15 protein-coding genes are annotated in these 17267 nt (G+C 66.3%); 8 read left to right on the top strand and 7 right to left on the bottom strand.

Going from position 1 to position 17267, the window contains the following annotated elements; translation table 11 throughout:
- Positions 1–56: 56 nt before the first annotated feature.
- The gene (locus tag HWV23_RS06505) at positions 57–311 is read left to right on the top strand and encodes a glutaredoxin family protein (RefSeq protein ID WP_178289613.1); all 255 of its coding nucleotides are present in this window, start codon (positions 57–59) and stop codon (positions 309–311) included.
- 5 nt (positions 312–316) lie between these two features.
- Here the strand turns inward: HWV23_RS06505 and hemL are convergent, their stop codons facing one another.
- A complete protein-coding gene (gene hemL, locus HWV23_RS06500) occupies positions 317–1657 on the bottom strand; it encodes a glutamate-1-semialdehyde 2,1-aminomutase (RefSeq protein ID WP_178289612.1) in 1341 nt (446 codons plus the stop codon).
- A gap of 647 nt (positions 1658–2304) precedes the next feature.
- On the opposite strand from hemL, the gene nasA reads away from it, so the two are divergent.
- From nasA to HWV23_RS06475, 5 genes are all read left to right on the top strand, one after another.
- Complete coding sequence (gene nasA, locus HWV23_RS06495; protein ID WP_281362694.1) at positions 2305–4377, top strand: assimilatory nitrate reductase NasA; 2073 nt, start codon at positions 2305–2307, stop codon at positions 4375–4377.
- Between the two features lie 93 nt (positions 4378–4470).
- On the top strand, positions 4471–5070 hold the full coding sequence (locus tag HWV23_RS06490; protein ID WP_178289611.1) for a molybdenum cofactor guanylyltransferase: 600 nt from the start codon (positions 4471–4473) through the stop codon (positions 5068–5070).
- A gap of 218 nt (positions 5071–5288) precedes the next feature.
- On the top strand, positions 5289–7049 hold the full coding sequence (locus HWV23_RS06485) for a nitrite/sulfite reductase (RefSeq protein WP_178289610.1): 1761 nt from the start codon (positions 5289–5291) through the stop codon (positions 7047–7049).
- A 195-nt stretch (positions 7050–7244) separates the two neighbouring features.
- A complete protein-coding gene (gene tenA / locus HWV23_RS06480) occupies positions 7245–7904 on the top strand; it encodes a thiaminase II (RefSeq protein WP_178289609.1) in 660 nt (219 codons plus the stop codon).
- A 37-nt stretch (positions 7905–7941) separates the two neighbouring features.
- Positions 7942–9480: a sodium:solute symporter family transporter gene (locus HWV23_RS06475; protein WP_178289608.1), complete on the top strand. Its 1539-nt coding sequence runs from the start codon at positions 7942–7944 to the stop codon at positions 9478–9480.
- A gap of 122 nt (positions 9481–9602) precedes the next feature.
- Here the strand turns inward: HWV23_RS06475 and HWV23_RS06470 are convergent, their stop codons facing one another.
- From HWV23_RS06470 to hemB, 3 genes are all read right to left on the bottom strand, one after another.
- On the bottom strand, positions 9603–10046 hold the full coding sequence (locus HWV23_RS06470; RefSeq protein ID WP_178289607.1) for a winged helix-turn-helix transcriptional regulator: 444 nt from the start codon (positions 10044–10046) through the stop codon (positions 9603–9605).
- A gap of 1 nt (position 10047) precedes the next feature.
- Positions 10048–11724, bottom strand: a complete 1677-nt coding sequence (locus HWV23_RS06465) for an ammonium transporter (protein WP_178289606.1) — start codon at positions 11722–11724, stop codon at positions 10048–10050.
- Between the two features lie 391 nt (positions 11725–12115).
- The gene (gene hemB, locus HWV23_RS06460) at positions 12116–13096 is read right to left on the bottom strand and encodes a porphobilinogen synthase (RefSeq protein WP_178289605.1); all 981 of its coding nucleotides are present in this window, start codon (positions 13094–13096) and stop codon (positions 12116–12118) included.
- Between the two features lie 80 nt (positions 13097–13176).
- Between hemB and HWV23_RS06455 the strand changes: the two genes are divergently transcribed.
- Both HWV23_RS06455 and HWV23_RS06450 read left to right on the top strand, forming a co-directional pair.
- Positions 13177–13656 carry a TspO/MBR family protein gene (locus HWV23_RS06455; protein ID WP_178289604.1) on the top strand — a complete coding sequence of 160 codons (480 nt, stop codon included), beginning with the start codon at positions 13177–13179 and terminating at the stop codon, positions 13654–13656.
- Between the two features lie 77 nt (positions 13657–13733).
- Positions 13734–14369, top strand: a complete 636-nt coding sequence (locus tag HWV23_RS06450; protein WP_178289603.1) for a DedA family protein — start codon at positions 13734–13736, stop codon at positions 14367–14369.
- A gap of 9 nt (positions 14370–14378) precedes the next feature.
- Here the strand turns inward: HWV23_RS06450 and HWV23_RS06445 are convergent, their stop codons facing one another.
- The 3 genes from HWV23_RS06445 to HWV23_RS06435 form a co-directional block, all read right to left on the bottom strand.
- The gene (locus HWV23_RS06445) at positions 14379–14960 is read right to left on the bottom strand and encodes a hypothetical protein (protein WP_178289602.1); all 582 of its coding nucleotides are present in this window, start codon (positions 14958–14960) and stop codon (positions 14379–14381) included.
- 210 nt (positions 14961–15170) lie between these two features.
- Positions 15171–16304 (bottom strand): citrate synthase, encoded by a 1134-nt coding sequence (gene citZ, locus HWV23_RS06440; RefSeq protein ID WP_178289601.1) that lies wholly within the window; start codon positions 16302–16304, stop codon positions 15171–15173.
- A gap of 65 nt (positions 16305–16369) precedes the next feature.
- Complete coding sequence (locus HWV23_RS06435) at positions 16370–17257, bottom strand: DUF7536 family protein (protein ID WP_178289600.1); 888 nt, start codon at positions 17255–17257, stop codon at positions 16370–16372.
- Positions 17258–17267: the final 10 nt, after the last annotated feature.

Genomic DNA, 17267 nt, shown 5'->3' with positions numbered 1-17267 from the left:
CGCCGGCCGACACACCACCGTCGGCCCTTTAACCGATGGTCGTCTATTCGACGGTGATGGCGAACATCACCCTCTACGAACTGCCCGGTTGTCCGTACTGCGCGAAGGTCATCGACAAACTCGACGAACTCGGCCTCGAATACGACAGCATCGAGGTCCCGAGCGCACACAGCGAACGCGACGAAGTCGAAGAAGTAAGCGGTCAGACGGGCGTGCCCGTCATCGTCGACGAGGAACACGGCATCGAGGGGATGCCCGAATCCGACGACATCGTCGAGTACCTCGACGAGACCTACGGCGCTGAGGCCTGACGCGTCTACAGCGCGGACTTGTAGGCTTCCAGCGTCTCCTCGACGTCTTCCTCGGTGTGGCCGTAGGAGACGAAGTTGGACTCGAACTGGTTCTGGGAGACCAGCACCCCTTCCTCTAACATCTGCGGGCGGAACAGCCGTGCGTACCGTTCGGTTTCGGCGCCTTTGACGTCGGTGCCCCGCTTCGGACACGACCCGTACCGGCTACAGGAGTGGTCCTGTCGACAGCCGTTGGCGCAACACTCGTCCTGCGGGCCGTCCTCGCCGCGGGTGAAGACGACCTTGAATATGGAGTCGGTGCCGACGACGGTGTACTCGGGCGCCTGGTCGGCGACGATATCCGACAGGCCCTCCCGGAGTTGCCGGCCGAGTTCGTTGACGTGCTCGTAGACGTCGTTTTCGGCGCAGTATTTCAGGGTCTCCAGCCCGGCGGCCATCGTCACGGGATGGCCGGAGAAGGTGCCGGCCTGGAAGACGTCGCCCGCGGGCGTGAACTGTTCGATGTATTCGGTCTTGCCGCCGATGGCGCCGACGGGGTAGCCGCCGCCGATGATCTTGCCGAACGTCGTGATGTCGGGGTCGATATCGAACTTGCCCTGCGCACACTGGAGGCCGCCGACCCGGAACCCGGTGATGACCTCGTCGAAGATGAGCAAGGCGCCGTGGTCGTCGGTCAACTCCCGCAGCGTCTCGTGGTAGCCGTCTTCGGGGTAGACGATGCCCATGTTGGCCTGCACGGGTTCGACGAGGACGGCGGCGATATCGTCGCCGTGTTCCGCGAAAACCTCGCGGGCGGCCTCGGTGTCGTTGAACGGAATCGGCAGGGTGTGCTTGGCGAACGACTGTGGGATTCCCGACGTCGAGGGCTTGGGGTGGTCGGCGTCGCCTTCGACGAGGGTCGTCTCCTGGGCGCCGTGGTAGCCGCCCTGCATGACGACTATTTTGTTCCGTTCGGTTACTCCTCGGGCGAGGCGGCACGCGGAGACGGTCGCTTCGGTGCCGCTGTTGACGAAGCGAATCATCTCGACGCCGGGGACGTGCCGGCAGACGAACTCGGCGTGTTCGACCTCGATCTCCGAGGGCATGCCGTACATCGGCCCCTCGGCGGCCCGCGACTGGACGGCCGACTGGACGGGTTCGGGCATATCGTGGCCCAGAAGGAGCGGCCCGAGTCCCTGCACCCAGTCGATGTAGCGGTTGCCGTCGGCGTCGATGACGTGGCCGCCGTCGCCGCGCTCGACGAAGAGGGGATACGGCTGCGGGGCGGCCCGCACCGACGAGTTGACACCGCCCGGCATAACCGACAGCGCCCGGCCGTACAGCGAACGCGAGGCTTCGTGATTCATACACTGCCGTTGGATTGCCCGCCCGAAAGGCGTTACCGTCTCCCTGTGGAAGGGACCTCTCGCTGCTGTGAGCCTAGAAACTGGATAAAATCGAAAGGTATCGGGACAGAATTAGATATTCATGCTTGAATACTCGGTCTAGTTCTAGATATTGCCGCACTAATCAGCGTATTTAGGATGGATGTCGTATCACCGGTTGTCGCGGGCAACCGCGGCTGGCTGTATCGATCGCTCAGGACGACACGACCGTTCGGCTGGCATCCAACGGTTCCTCCGGAGGGGCCCGGCCGGCCCCTCGTTCGTTTCTACGAGGCCCATACCGTCTGATAGGGGGTCGTATGGTTATCCGGCGTCTCCTCGGCCACTTGCGTACGTCCGTCCAAACATCCGTCCGGATATTTCCGCTAAACGGATATTAAGTCGTAATACTCACACATAAATCAGGCAAACACGCGCCTTCGGGGCGAGATACTGGGTGTTCGGCAACGAGTATGGTTTAGTGATGGCGGTCTGTTTCCTTATCCGATGACAGAGACGTCGTTCGACGCTAGATACGATTTATTTGGAGACGTCTGTGCAGTTTGGGGGCGAAAAACGGACGAACACTCGCCGTTCGCGGGGCACACGCCCAGTGGGGAGGGGCGTCCGTGACTGACCCCGTGCCGACGACGTGTATGCGGTGTGCGGTCGGCTGTGGCCACGTGCATCAGGGTGTTGACCTCGGCGTCGGCGTCGACGTCGCCCGCGGCGACCCCGCCCACCCGACCAACGAGGGACTGGCTTGCGGTCGGGGACTCAGAGAGAGCACCGACCCCGACGGCGAGTGGCTCACCCGCCCGATGGTCCGCCGCGGCGACGAACTCGTCCCGACGACGTGGGACATCGCGCTGGGTGAGGCCGTCACCGGGCTTCGCGAGCAGGCGGCCCAAGACCCCGACAGCGTTGCCGTCCTCGGCAGCGGCCAACAGACCAACGAGGCGGCCTACGCGCTCGGGAAACTCGCCCGCGGCGCCATCGGCACCCGCAACTACGACGCCAACACCACGCTCTGTATGGCGAGCGCGGTCGCCGCCTACTACGACGCCTTCGGCAGCGACGCGCCGCCGCCGACCTACGACGACGTCCCCGACGCCGAAACCCATCTCGTCTGGGGCGCCAATCCCGCCGTCGCCCACCCCGTGCTCTTCCGATGGATACACGGTTCGGCCCAGGAGGACGACAGCGAACTCATCGTCGTCGACCCCGTCGAGACGAAGACGGCGGGCGCGGCCGACGACCACATCGCTCCCGATCCCGGGACCGACCTCGCGTTGGCCCGCGGGGTCCTCGCGCGACTGGTCGAACGCGACGGCATCGACGAGGCGTTCGTCGAGGCCCACACAGAGGGCTTCGACGAACTCCGCCAGTCGCTGCCGACACCCGAGACGGCCGCCCGCGAAGCCGGCGTCGACGTGGCCGACCTCGACCGACTCTGTGCGGCGCTCGACGCACCGACGCTCCTCTACTGGGGCATGGGCATCAACCAGCACGTTCAGGGTACCGACACCGCCAGTGCGCTGGTCGACCTCTGTCTCGCCTCGGGGAACATGGGCCCCGGAAGCGGCCCCTTCTCGCTGACCGGGCAGGCCAACTCGATGGGAACCCGGGTCTGCTCCTCGAAGGGCACCTGGCCCGGCCACCGGGACTTCGACGACCCGAACGCACGTCGCGACGTCGCGAGCGCGTGGGGCGTCCCCGTCGAGCGCCTGCCGGACGACCCCGGTCCCGGCCCGGTCGGTATGTTCGAGTCAGTTGGTGAGGAAGTCGAGGCCATCTACGCCGTCGCCACCAATCCCGCGGCGGGGATGCCCGACGCGACGGCCGTTCGGGAGGCCCTCGACGACGCCTTCCTCGTCGTGCAGGACGCCTTCCACACCGAAACGACCGAACTGGCCGACGTCGTCCTGCCCGCGGCGACGTGGGGCGAAAGCGACGGCACGACGACGAACATGGAGCGGACAATCTCTCGGGTCCGCCGGGTGACCGACCCACCGTCGGGGGTCAAGACCGACCTCGAACTCATCGCGACGGTCGCCAACGCGCTGGAACCGGGGCTCATCGAGTCGTCCGACCCCGCCGCCGTCTTCGAGGAGTTCGCCGCGCTCACCCGTGGCACCGTCGCCGACTGCTCGGGCATCAGTTACGAGCGACTCGACGCCGAACACGCCGTCCGGTGGCCCGCGCCGGACGCGGAAAGCCGCGGGAGCTACCGCTACTACGAGGGCGAGGACGCGAGCGCCGCCGACTGGTCGTTCCCGACGCCGTCCGGGAAGGCACGCTTTTCGACGGCCGGCTTCGAGGGCCTCGCCGAACCCGTTTCCGAGGCGTACCCGCTGACGCTGACGACCGCACGCGAGGCCGACGGCTACAACACCGGCATCCGGTCGCGGTCGACCGCCCCCGAAGCGGTGACGGTTCGGGTCCATCCCGATACCGCGCCGGCTGAGGCCGGCGAGACGGTCCACGTCGAATCGCGTCGCGGGTCGATTCCGGCCGTCGTCGAACCCGATGCGGCGGTCCCCGAGGGCGTCGTCTGGCTGCCCATCCACCACCCGCGAACCAACGAACTGACGACGAAACAGCGGGACCCGACCGGCGAACCGAACTTCAAGCAGTGTGCCGTCCGACTGCTCGTCGACGAGGACCGCGAGAAGCGCGCCGAAGCGGAGGCAATCGCGTGACCTCGATGACGAGATGGTGGACGCTCCCGCTGGCGACCGCCGGATTCGCCCACTCCTCTCTCATCTGGTCCGGAACCGAGGTGGAACGAGCCGATGGCTGACCCTGCCGTCGTCCTGCTTGCGGGCGGTCGCTCGCGGCGCTATCCGGACGGCGACAAGGCGCTGGTCGAACTCGGCGGCCAGCCGATGTGCCGACGTGTCGTCGCCGGCTTACCCGGCGAGGAACTCGTGGTGAACTGCCGGGAGGACCAGCGGCCGGCGCTCCGGGAGGCCCTCGGCGGTCTGAACCCCCGGTTCGCGGTCGACCCCGTGCCCGACCGGGGGCCGCTGGCGGGCCTGCTGACGGCGTTCCGCCTGACTGCGGCCGACCGGGCCATCGTCGTCGCCTGTGACATGCCCTTCTTCGACCGTGCGACCGCACGCGCGTTGGCTGATACGCTCGATGACGCCGACGCGGCGCTGGTCGATGTCGAGGGGCAACCCCAGCCACTCGGGGCCGCCTATCGCGTCGCCCCCGCTCGCGAAGCCTGCGAGACGACGCTTGCCTGCGGTTCGAAACGACTAGTCGATGCCGTTGCCCGCCTCGATATCGCTTCGGTCGATGCTGACGCGCGCGCGGTGCGCAACTGCAACTGCCCCGACGAAATCGATGCGGCGGCCGACGCGCTCGAACGACGAACGCCCGTTCAATAATCGGAACCGAAACCGCCGTTTCATACAACTTATATTCCCTATATTCGTCCTAATACGCCACGTCCGAACGGACTACTCGACTTATTATGGACGTCCGTCAACGCGTATCCTTATACTCGAAAAGACGATACCCATCACACGTGATGAAGGTCGTATTCGGACATGAATTCGCGGTATCGGTGGACGGACAGCCACCACTAGCGGGGGTTGCCTGAACGATGCACAAGAAAGAGGAATACAAGGAGGACTGCTACGGCGACGAGGTTCGGGAGAAGATTCTGGAGTTCGCCGAGGACGGCTTCGACTCCATCCCGGACGACGAGAAGGCGGCGTGGTTCTCCCGGTTCAAGTTCTGGGGGCTCTTCCACCAGCGCGACGGTCAGGAGAGCTACTTCATGATGCGGCTGTCGAACGCCAACGGCGTGCTGGAGCCGGGCCAACTCCGTGCCATCGGCGAAGTCGCTCGCGATTACGCGACCGGCCCCATCGAGAACCCCGAGTTCGGCAACGGCTACATCGACCTGACGACCCGACAGTCCGTGCAGTTGCACTGGCTCAAACTGGAGGACATCCCCGCGATCTGGGAGAAACTCGAATCCGTCGGCGTTACCTCTCGCTCCGCGGGCGGCGACACGATGCGTAACATCGCCGGCTGTCCGCTGGCCGGCAAGGGCGAGGAGTACGTCGAAACCCAGCCTCTCTTGGACCGCTTCCAGGAGGAACTGCGCGGCGATGACGCACTGGCGAACCTCCCCCGGAAGTTCAATATCTCGGCGACGGGCTGTCACGAGGGTTGTGCGCAGGATTCCATCAACGACATCGGCCTCGAACCGGCCCGCAAGGTCACCGAGGACGACGAGGGCGAAACGGTCGTCCGCCGCGGCTTCAACGTCCGCGTCGGCGGCGGCACCGGCGGCCGCCAGCCCCGGCGTGCCCGCTCGCTGGACGTCTTCGTCGAGGGCGAAGACGAGGCCTACGAGGTGGTCCGGGCCTTCGTCGAACTCTACCACGAGGAGGGCAACCGGCAGAACCGCAACAAGAACCGCGCGCGCTTCTTCGTCGACGAACACGGTACCGACTGGATTCGTGACGAACTCGAAGACCGTGTCGGCAGCCTCGAACCCGCGGGCGAGGACTTCCGTGAGAAATACACCTACAACGCCGGCCTGCCCTCCGACGCCGGCCGCGCGGACCACGTCGGCGTCGGCGACCAGGCCGACGGCAAGAACTACATCGGCCTCTCGGTTGCCGTCGGCCGGCTCGCCGCCGAAGACGCAATCAAGATTGCCGACCTCGCCGACGAGTACGGCTCCGGCGAGGTTCGACTGACCCGCCGGCAGAACCCCGTCATCGTCGACGTTCCCGACGCGAATCTGCCCGACCTGCTGAACGAGGACCTGCTGGACAAACACGCGCCGAAGCCCAACCCCTTCCAGCGGGGTGCCATCGCCTGCACCGGCACCGAGTTCTGCTCGCTCGCGCTGACGGAGACGAAAGCCCGGATGGCCCGTATGCTCCGGTGGCTCCGCGACAACGTCGAGCTGCCCGACGACGTCGAACACATCCACATGCACTTCTCGGGCTGTACCGCCGACTGCGGACAGGCGATGACCGCCGACATCGGCCTGCAGGGGATGCGTGCCCGGAAGGACGGCGAGATGGTCGAGGCCGTCGACATCGGCGTCGGCGGCGGACTGGGCGAGAACCCCGAGTTCATCGAGTGGATCAACCAGCGCGTCCCTGCCGACGAGGCGCCGGGCGCCATCAAGACGCTCGTGGAGGCCTTCGCCGCCCACCGCGAGGAGGGCGAATCCTTCCGGCAGTGGGTCGGCCGGATGGGCACGGAACCCCTCGTCGAACTCTGTGAGGGCGAGGAAACCAGCTACGAGGACCCCTGCCTATACGACGGCAAGCAGGCGTGGTACCCCTTCGCCGAGGAGACGGGCACCTCGGCCGCGGAGGTGGCGAGCGATGATTGACGAGGAGACGGCGGCACCATTCGACGCCGCGCCCGAACTGTTCGAAACTGGCGACGACTGACGCTGTCCGCTATTTTCGAGCGACTGGTTTCGTGCCCGTCGGGTCGACTCGCCGTCGCGGTTCCTTCTGTTACGTAATATAACTAGGTTGTACCACTAGATTATATCACGAATGCCGTCCCAGTGTGGAACGATATGGCGTTCAGCGATCACCTGCTCGATGCAGGCGAGCACATCTGGGAGGCACAGAAGGAACACCCGTTCGTGACCGAACTCGCCGCCGGCACACTCGATTCGGCGGCCTTCGAAACGTGGATGCGGCAGGACTACCGGTATCTGCTGGATTATGCCCGCCTCTTCGCGATTGCGGGCACGAAAGCCCGCGACGAGGCGACGATGACACACCTGTTGGGGATCGCTCATCAGGTACTCGACGAGGAGATGGACCTCCACCGCTCCTTCGCGGCTGATTACGGGCTCGATGAACGGGAACTGGAGGCCACCGAGAAGGCGCCGACCTGTGTCGCCTACACCAACTTCCTGCTGCGGACGGCCCACGAGGGGTCCATCGCCGAAATCGCGGCGGCGCTGTACCCCTGCATGCAGGGGTATCTCGACGTCGCCGAACACATGGCCGAGTTAGCCGACGGTGACCACCAGTACACCCCGTTCATCGAGAACTACACCAGCGAGGAGTTCCGCGACTCGGTGGCGTGGTCACGCGCCTTCGTCGACCGCTGTGGGGAGCGCTTCCCCGGCGAACACGACGCGATGGAGCGGGCCTTCCTCACGAGCGCGAAACTCGAATATCGCTTCTGGGAGATGGCCTACACGCAGGAGGGGTGGGGACTGTGAGCGGCGCCGACGCCGACGCTGCGGGGGTGGACGCCTGATGGTCTCGACGACCGTCGCCCTCGGCGCGACCGTCGCCGCCGTCCTCGCGTTCAGCGCTGTCGGCCTGCTCGCGGCACGGGGCCGGGTTCGCTCGGTCGAGGACTTCATCTCGGCCCGGGACTCGGCGAACCGCGGCACCCTCACCGCGACGCTGGTCGCCTCGTCGATGGGCGTCTGGATACTCTTCAGTCCCGCCGAGGCGGGGGCGGCCTTCGGCGGCCTGCCCGCTATCCTCGGCTACGCCATCGGGAGCGCGATTCCGTTCCTGCTTTTCATCCCGGTCGGTCTTCGTATCCGGAAACTCCTCCCGGCGGGCCACTCGCTGACCGAGTACGCCTACGCCCGGTTCGGGCCGGTGATGTACGTCTTCGTCCTCGCCGTCTCCGTCTTCTACATGTTCGTCTTCCTCGCCGCCGAGATGACGGGCATCGCGAGCGCGCTGTCGCTCGTCGCGGGCGTCCCGCTGTGGGTCACCTCCCTGCTCATCGGCGGGTTCGTCCTCGTCTATACAGTCTACGGCGGCCTCGTCGCCAGCATCGTCACCGACACCGTCCAGACGCTCGTCGTCCTGCCGCTGTTGGCGGTCGGCTTCGGCGGCGCCCTGCTCGCGCTTGGCGGTCCCGGCGAAATCCATGCCTCGGCGACCGCGGCCGACGCTGCCCTGCTGGACCCCGGCTTTCGGCCGGGGCTGGCGTTCGGCGCCTACGTCGTCTTCGCCGTCATCGGCGCCAATATGCTGAACCAGGGCGTCTGGCAGCGCGTCTACGCCGCCGACAGCGAGGCGACGCTCCGGTCGGGTTTCGGCGCCGCGGCGGCGCTCGTCGTCCCGATGGTCCTGCTTGCGGGGCTTTTCGGCGTCGCCGCGGCCGCGCTCGGCCTCACCCAATCCGACACCGCGAGCATCGCCTTCTTCCTCGTGTTGCAGGAGGCGTTCCCGCCGTGGGTCATCCTCGCTGTCGTCGTCCTCGCCGTTCTGCTCGTGATGAGTTCCGCCGATACGATGGTCAACGCCATCGCCAGCGTCGTGACCGCGGACCTCGCACGCCTGCTCGATAACCCGGACCAGCGGACGCTCTGGCTCGGTGGCCGTGGCCTGACCGTTGCCGTCGCGTTGGGTGCCATCGCCATCGGCTCGCGGGGCTACAGCGTCCTCGAACTCTTCCTGACGGCGGACCTGCTGGCGGCGGCCGTCTTCGTTCCCTTCATCGCCGGCCTCTACACTCGTGACCTCTCGGGGGTGGGTGCCGTCGCCGCCAGCGTCGCGGGGGTAGCCGTCGGCGTCGCCTTCTTCCCGCTGTTGCGCGGCCCGCTGGCGTTCGTGCCCGGCCTCACCGAGAGCCTTCCAGCACCCTCGTTTCTGGTTGCCTTCGTCGGCGCGACAGGGGTCGCCGCGGTCGGTACCGTCCTCGGTACGCTCGCCGGAAGCGCCGGGGTCGACCTCGATGCGCTGGATCGGCGGATACGGACGCTCGACGAGCCGGTCGCCGACGGCGGCGTCGAACTTGCCGACGGAGAAACGGAGGCGACCGACCGATGAGCGCCGTCGGAGCGACGACGTTTGCCGTTCTCACGTGGGGTTCCGTCCTGCTGGTGCTGGTCGGATTCGGATACGTCGTGCGCGCGCTGCTATCGGCGCGTGCGTCGAAATAAAAAGGGCCGCTATTCGGGCGCCAGCGGGCAGTTGGCCTCGCTGACGACGTCGGCGCGGGCGATGTCGACGGCCCGAATCGCGGCATCGGCGTGCAGTTCCTGCAAACAGGAGCCGATGGCGTTCTCGTCGCCGAACTTGCCAACGGCGACGACAGTGTGGCGACCGCTCGTCTCGTAGACCGTGACGAACTCCGGCCGCTCGCGGAGCCGAGTCGCCACGTCGTCGACGTCCTGCTGGTCGACCGACAACTGGAAGATGGCCGTCTCGTAGCCGAGTCGGTCGTAATCCAGCCGGGCGGTGTAGCCCGTGATGACGCCGTTGTCTTCGAGCGCCCGCAGGCGGTCCTGAACCGTCGTCGCGGCCGTGTCGGTTTCGGCGGCGAGCGACCGGACATCGGCGCGGCCGTCCGCACAGAGCGCGGCGACGAGCCGCCTGTCGAGCGAGTCGGTCACGTTAGACCGCGTTCGGACCGACCTCACCGGTACGGATCTGGTAGGCGTTCTCGACCGGGAGGATGAACACCTTCCCGTCGCCCGGTTCGCCGGTCGAGGCGGAGTCGCGGATGGCCTCGGCGACGTCTTCGGCCGGGATGTCCGCGACGACGCATTCGACCTTCACCTTCTGGTGGAGGTCGACCGTGAACTCCTCGCCGCGCCACTGACCTTTCTTCGCGGGCTGAGAGCCGCGACCGGAGACGTTCGTCACCGAAAGCGAGGGCGCGCCGACCTCGGCGAGGCCCTGCTTGACGTCCGAGAGCTTGTCCGGACGGATGAACGCGGTGACCATCTTGATCTGGCCGTCGTTGGCAACGCCGCCGTCGGGGCGGACAATGCCGTTGTCCTCGCTGAAGCCGCCGTCCGTAGCGACCGTATCGCGGCCACCGAACTCGGGGTAGGTGTCGACGCCGTGCTCGGCGATGTCGAGACCTTCCTGTTCGTGTTCGGGGGTGACGCGAGCCTGGCCGAGCGCCTTGAAGACGCCGAAGACGAGGGCGGTCGCGGCGACCGTCCAGACCGTGATGGCGACGACGCCGGCGAGCTGTGCGAGGAACGCCTGTGCGACACTGTCGACGACGCCCGGTGCGGCGACGAACGGGAACAGCAGCGTTCCGAGGACCCCGGCCGAGCCGTGGACGGGGAAGACCGCACACACGTCGTCGATTTTCAGCGTCCGTTCGACGAACTCGAAGACGATGGGGAGCTGTGCCCCGGCCAGCAGGCCGACGACCAGCGCGCCCCACCACGCCGCGACGTTCGGAATCGCGGTGATGCCGACGAGGCCGGCCAGCAGACCGTTCGCGACGTATAGCGTATCGACTTTTCCGGTCTTCAGCACCGAGACCGCTCCCGAACCGACCGCACCCATCGCCATCGCGAGGGTGGTTGTCAGCGCGACGCGACCGAGCGCGGCGCCGTTGAACACCATCTCACCGGCGGCGTTCTCGACGAAGATGGACGCCGTGCCGACGTTGAACCCGTACCAGCCGAAACAGAGGAGCAGCGTTCCGAGTACCGCGAACGTCATCGAGTGACCGGGAATGACGTTGACGCTGCCGTCCTCGTTGTAGCGGTCCATGCGCGGACCGAGCACCCAGGCGGCGGTGAGGCCGGCGATGCCGCCCATGCCGTGGACGATCATCCCGCCGGCGAAGTCCTGAAAGCCGGTACCGAGGTACTGGCTGACGTAGGCACCGCTCCAGGTGATGCCCGTGACGACGGGGTAGATGATCGCTGCCAGCAGGATCGTGTAGCCGACGTACGCACGGAGTTTCGCGCGGCCGGCGACGGCCCCGGAGACGATGGTCGCCGCGGTCATCGCGAACACCGCGCCGTAGAGCCATCCGCTGGCCCACGAGGCGGGGTCGTTGCCGGCGACCCAGTTGAAGCCGCTGCCCCCGACGAGACTACTCACGCCTGCCCCGACGAGGAAGAACACGACGACACCCACACTCCAGGTGAGCATGTTCTTCGTCAGCTGGTTGGCGACGTTCTTCGAGCGTACCTGCCCGGCCTCCAGCATCGCGAAGCCCGCGTGCATGAAGAAGATGAGGAACGACACCACCAGTATCCATGTGTAGTTGAGCGCCCCGGCGACGCCTGCGGCGTCGACCTGTAGCGCGAGATCTAGCATACTTCCACCTCGATACTGTTGCCGCTCATATCTGAATGTCCGTCCATGGTTTTTCCAATTTGCTTCATGATTGTCTTCTGCTTCACGCGAGAACCTTATCGAATCACCCTACATAAATCCTTGAGTTAGGAATGTTCAATTTCGAATATCCTTAGTGAACGGTCGTCGGATATTGGGTAGGATAATATCTGTATAAGGTCGGCTCTTGTTCAAGGAAGTCCGACTCTATTCGAGAATTTCTGGACGTCCATAAACTGCAAAGCTTGCCAACTACCCGAATCGGAACCCGATTCGCGTCGCGCGCGCCGAATTGGCGGGCGTCCGGTTCGCGGCGATTCGACTGTTCGAATATAAAACGAGCGGGACTGATGAGGTTCGAATCCCGACGACGCTACAACTGGGCGGCGATGTCCTCGGCGAAGTACGTCAGAATCAGGTCTGCGCCGGCCCGTTTGATGGACAGCAGCGATTCGTGGGCGACCTCGTCCAGCGAGAGCCAGCCCTTCTCGGCGGCTGCATGCAGCATCGCGTACTCCCCCGAGACGTTGTAGGCCGCGACGGGATGGTCGAACTCCCGGCGAATCTCGGCGACGATATCGAGATACGGCAGGGCGGGTTTGACCATCAGCACGTCGGCGCCCTGCTCGACGTCGAGTTGCACCTCGCGCATGGCCTCGCGCGCGTTCGCGGGGTCCATCTGGTAGTGCCGCCGGTCGCCGAAGGCCGGCGCGCCGTCGGCCGCATCGCGGAACGGCCCGTAGAAGGCCGACTCGTATTTCGCGGCGTAGGACATGACCGGCAGGTTCTCGTAGCCCGCCTCGTCCAGTCCCTCCCGAATCGCGCCGACCATGCCGTCGGTCATGCTGGAGGGGGCGACCATGTCGGCGCCGGCCTCGGCGTGAGAGACGGCCGTCTTGGAGAGCAACTCCAGCGTCTCGTCGTTTTTGACCGTCAGCCGGGGGTCCTCCTCGGCCGATTCCTCGAGGACGCCGCAGTGGCCGTGGTCGGTGTACTCACAGAGACAGACGTCGGTGATGACGTAGGCGTTCGTCGCGTCGACGATTCGGCGGACCGCACGCTGGACGACGCCGTCGTCGGCCCACGCCCGCGACCCCGTCTCGTCTTTCGATTCCGGAATACCGAAGACCATCACCGCTTCGACGCCGGTCTCCATGACCTCGCGCACGCGGTCGACGCTCTCGTCGACGGGCACGCGTTCGTGGCCCGGCATCGATTCGATTTCGACGCGCTCGTCCGTCGTCGCGTCGACGAAGACGGGCGCGATGAGGTCGGAGGCCTGCAGTTCCGTCTCGCTGACCAGCGGGCGCACGCCGTCGGTGCGCAACCGCCGGGGGCGGTCCGTGAAGTCCATACGCGGCCCTCCGAGCGCATCGCTCAAATGCGCGTCGCTCCCGGCGACACACCTACGGTCCCGGCTGCCGTTTATACGCTATGACGCTCCTACGGGGTCGCTCACGCCGCGACCTGCTCGTCGCGGTCGGCATGGTCCTCGGCGTGAACCTCGTCGGCGCCGCCCCGGCTTTCCTCTTCGGTTCGGGAACCAACTGGATTACCCGTCCGTGGTTCTTCCCGCCGGAAATCATCTTTCCCGTCGTCTGGACGCTCCTGTTTACGCTGCTCGGAATATCGCTATTTCTGGTCTGGCGGCAGGGTCCCAACCGCCGGCCCGTCCGAATCGCGTTCGTCACTTTCGGCATTCAGATGGTCCTGAACGTCCTCTGGACCCCCGTCTTCTTCGGCCTCCAGCGCCCGGACCTCGGCCTCGTCGTCATCCTCGCGCTCTGGGTCGCCATCGTCGGCATGATTGTCGCCTTCGACCGCGTCGACCGGCGGGCGGCCGCACTGCAGGTCCCGTACCTCCTGTGGGTGTCCTTCGCTTCGGTCCTCAACTACGCCATTTATACGGGCTGACTCCTCGGCGGCTATCGGCCGGCGTGCGACGGTGCGGTCACAACGCCTATAAGTAATCTCTGCCGAATCTGAACTGAATGTCCCACGGCAGGCCCTCCGCCCTCGAACGCGCCAAAGCGTTCCTCGAAGGGTACCTCGTCCACATCGTCGTCGCCCTGACGCTTGCGTGTGCCGCGGTCGGCATCTACCTCTTTCTCGTCGCGGATTCGGCCTACGCCGCCGAACTCCTCCAGCGATACGGCCTCGCCGCGCTGTTTTTCATCCTCATCCTCGAAGGCGCGATGCTGCTGTATTTCGCCCCGAGCGAGGCGCTCGTTCCGGCCGGTATCGCGCTGCTGACTGCCGGGTCCGGTGACGTACCGGGTATCGCCGCCGTCATCGGCGTCGCCGTCGTCGGCGCCACCGTCGGCCAGTTCGCGCTGTTTACTATCGCCAAACGCGCCGGCCGGGAGTACCTCCTCGACCAGTCGTGGTTCCGCGTCTCCGAGGACCAACTGGCGCGGTTCGACAACTGGTTCGACCGCTGGGGGCCGCTCGCGATTCCCGTCTCGAACGCCCTGCTGTTTACCCGGGGGATGCTCACCGTCCCTGCCGGCGTCGCCGACATGGACGACCGGCAGTTCCTCCTGCTGTCGGCGCTCGGCAGCCTGCTCTTCCAGTCGTGGCTCGCGGGCGCGTGGCTGCTGGTCGGCGTTCGGCTCGCGGGGCTCTGAGGCTCGGCGTCAAGCGTTCCGGACGATGTATATCAGCGCCCCCGGAACCGCAAGCAGGCCGAAGACGGCCGACAGGGATAGCCGATGGCCGAAGACGTCGTACACCTCCGATAGCTTCCCCGCCTGATTCCCGTAGACGAAAAGCGTCGCGCTCAGACTCCCTGTGCCGAGGCCGCGTTTCCCGCCGAGGGTCCGGAGCAGTCGCTGATAACGGGAGGTTCCGAACCAGGGTAGTCGTCCGAGGGCGGCGTCGTAGGGAAGCCGTTTTGCGATTCGGCCGATGAAGGGCACCGATACGAGCGCCGGAAGCGCCGGTAACCCGATGCCGAGCGAGAGGCCGCCGATGGCGAGACCCTTTATCGCCGACCGTTTGAGTTTCCGGACTACTGCCCGGACGAGCAACCGACCGAGAGCGACGCCGAGGACCAGTAGACCGGCTTCGAGTACCGACACGCGAAGGCCGGCAAGGCCGACCTGCCGACCAAGCGTGTCCGTGAACATCCCGGCCGTCAACACGACCAGGCCAGTGCTGACGAGATACTTCCCGCTTTGGCCTTTCCGCCGATTTCGGCGGAGCCTATCGACGACCATCCACGACGCACCTCCCGACGCGACGACGCATAGACGGCGTGACACGACCGGCGGACAAAAGAAATACGGCCGACTGCCCTGCTTCTCGGTAGTCTCGGGTTCGGAGTCGGCGTTCTCCTCCGGTGGGCGGCGGCCGTGCGCTGAGCCGCGAATCCGCGCTGCTATCCACTGCTAAGGGCGTGAGGGCGGCAAAAAAGGAAACGGCGGTCGTTACCGCTCGTCGATGGGCGTGACCGTCTTGTCCTTCGGGCCAACGTAGCGGGCGCGCGGCCGGATGAGGCGGTTGTCCTCGTACTGTTCAAGGACGTGGGCGATCCAGCCGCCGACGCGGCTCATCGCGAAGATGGGCGTGTAGATGTCGACCGGGATACCCATCTGGTAGTACGTCGACGCCGAGTAGAAGTCGACGTTCGGGGCCAACCCCTTCTGTTCGACGAGGTAGTCCTCGATTGTCGTCGAGTATTCGTACCACTTCATGTCGCCGGCCTCGCCGAGGGCCTTCGACTTCTCGCTGAGGATGCGAGCGCGGGGGTCCTTGACGTTGTAGACGCGGTGGCCGAACCCAGGGACGCGGCGCCCGTTGTCGAGGGCGTCTTTGACCCACTGGTGGGGGTCCTTACCGGATTCGTCGACTTCCTTGAGCATCTCCATGACGTCCTGATTGGCGCCGCCGTGGAGGCTCCCCGAGAGCGCGCCGACCGCGGAGGTGACGGAGGCGTGCATGTCGGCCAGCGTCGAGGACGTGACCATCGCGGAGAACGTCGAGGCGTTCAGACCGTGGTCGGCGTGGAGGACGAGCGCCATGTCGAAGGTATCGGCGAGCACGTCGTCCGGTTCCTCGTCGTTGAGCATGTAGAGGAAGTTCGCGGCGTGGTCAAGGTCCTCGCGGGGTTGGACGGGGTCGTTGCCGTTGCGCTGGCGTGCGAAGGCCGCGAGCGCGGTCGGAATCTTCGCCGTGATACGGCGGCCCTTCCGGAGATTGGCTTCCTCGTCGGTCGGGTCGGCGTCGGTGTCGGGGTCGTACGCCGAGAGGTTCGAGACCATGGTACGCAGCGCAGCCATCGGCTCCTCGTCGGCTTCAGCGAGGTCGGCCACGAGGTCGTGGACCTCGTCGGTGATGTGGCGTTCCTTGGCCATCGACGCCTTGAACGACTCGAGTTCGTCGGCGGCCGGCAGTTCGCCGTGCCACAGCAGGTAGAGGACCTCCTCGAAACTCGCGTTCCGCGCGAGGTCATCGATGGTATACCCACGATAGACCAGTTTCCCCTCGTCGCCGTCGATGTAACTCAACGACGACTCGGCGACCAGGACACCCTCTAGCCCTTTCTTGAGCTCCTCGGACATGTGCTACCGGTTTCTATGCCCGGGAGAAAAGGGTTATCGTTCACGTAAGACCCATAGAAATTCGTTCAATCGTCCGAAAGCGCCCCGATAGCGGCGATACCAGCGGCGTTACCGACCGCTGCGACCGTTCCGAGGACGAACGGCAGATACAGCGCCGTCGTTCGGACGACGTCCGGCACTCCCGAGGCGGCCGCGACGATGGGCAGCACGCTCAGGGCGGCGACCGTTCCCGCGAAGAACCCGTGGGGCGGCGAGACGCCACGGATGCCGAGCGCGAGGCCGACGAGTGCGCCCCCGCCGAGCGCGACCGCCGCGTAGGCTGGCGTGACGGCGCCGACCTGCAGGCCGACCGTTGCCGCGACCAGCGAATCGGGCGTCCCGAGACAGAGACCCCCCGAGGGACAGTCGACCGCGGGCGCGGCGACGGCGACGGTGTAGACGACCGCACCAGCAATCGCCTCGGGTGGTTGCCAGACGTGCTCCAGCGTCAGCGCGCCGACGATTCGCAGGCCGATGCCGCCCGCGGTGAGCGCGACGAAGCCGCTTGTCACCAGCGCGATAGCGAGGCGAAGGCCCTCCGACGGTCGCTCGAAGGCCAGCGTCGCCGCGACGGGCACGAGCACCCACCCGAGGAGGCCGAAGACGATGGCCAGCGTCGACGGCGAGCGCCGTCCCGGTTCGCGGCCCCTGACTTCGAGTGCGCGACGATAGGCCGCGATACCGACCAGCACCGTCGCGACCAGTCCGAACACCGAAAACGCGAGGACGAAACTCAGGCCGGCCCAGAAGACCAGCGACTCGTCGGTTCCCGGCAGGTACGCGAAAAGCAGGAACACCATGGCGGCGAAGGCCACGCCGACGACGAGCGCGGTGCGCGCGTGGCGGCGAACCTCCAACTCCTCGACGAGCGCGGCGACACCCGGGCGGTCGGGACGGTCAGTGTCGGCGGACACACCCCACCTA

Origin of the sequence: Natronomonas halophila, from assembly GCF_013391085.1 — an archaeon.
Lineage (GTDB): Archaea > Halobacteriota > Halobacteria > Halobacteriales > Haloarculaceae > Natronomonas > Natronomonas halophila.
This window is presented reverse-complemented; position numbering and strand designations above follow the sequence as displayed.

Bases quoted from the DNA above. Each gene is read 5' to 3' on its own strand.
- HWV23_RS06490 (WP_178289611.1), top strand. From the start codon at position 4,471: ATGGCTGACCCTGCCGTCGTCCTGCTTGCGGGCGGTCGCTCGCGGCGC.
- tenA (WP_178289609.1), top strand. From the start codon at position 7,245: ATGGCGTTCAGCGATCACCTGCTCGATGCAGGCGAGCACATCTGGGAG.
- HWV23_RS06455 (WP_178289604.1), top strand. From the start codon at position 13,177: ATGACGCTCCTACGGGGTCGCTCACGCCGCGACCTGCTCGTCGCGGTC.
- HWV23_RS06485 (WP_178289610.1), top strand. From the start codon at position 5,289: ATGCACAAGAAAGAGGAATACAAGGAGGACTGCTACGGCGACGAGGTT.
- hemB (WP_178289605.1), bottom strand. From the start codon at position 13,096: ATGGACTTCACGGACCGCCCCCGGCGGTTGCGCACCGACGGCGTGCGC.
- HWV23_RS06475 (WP_178289608.1), top strand. From the start codon at position 7,942: ATGGTCTCGACGACCGTCGCCCTCGGCGCGACCGTCGCCGCCGTCCTC.
- hemL (WP_178289612.1), bottom strand. From the start codon at position 1,657: ATGAATCACGAAGCCTCGCGTTCGCTGTACGGCCGGGCGCTGTCGGTT.
- HWV23_RS06450 (WP_178289603.1), top strand. From the start codon at position 13,734: ATGTCCCACGGCAGGCCCTCCGCCCTCGAACGCGCCAAAGCGTTCCTC.
- HWV23_RS06505 (WP_178289613.1), top strand. From the start codon at position 57: ATGGCGAACATCACCCTCTACGAACTGCCCGGTTGTCCGTACTGCGCG.
- citZ (WP_178289601.1), bottom strand. From the start codon at position 16,304: ATGTCCGAGGAGCTCAAGAAAGGGCTAGAGGGTGTCCTGGTCGCCGAG.
- HWV23_RS06445 (WP_178289602.1), bottom strand. From the start codon at position 14,960: ATGGTCGTCGATAGGCTCCGCCGAAATCGGCGGAAAGGCCAAAGCGGG.
- HWV23_RS06465 (WP_178289606.1), bottom strand. From the start codon at position 11,724: ATGCTAGATCTCGCGCTACAGGTCGACGCCGCAGGCGTCGCCGGGGCG.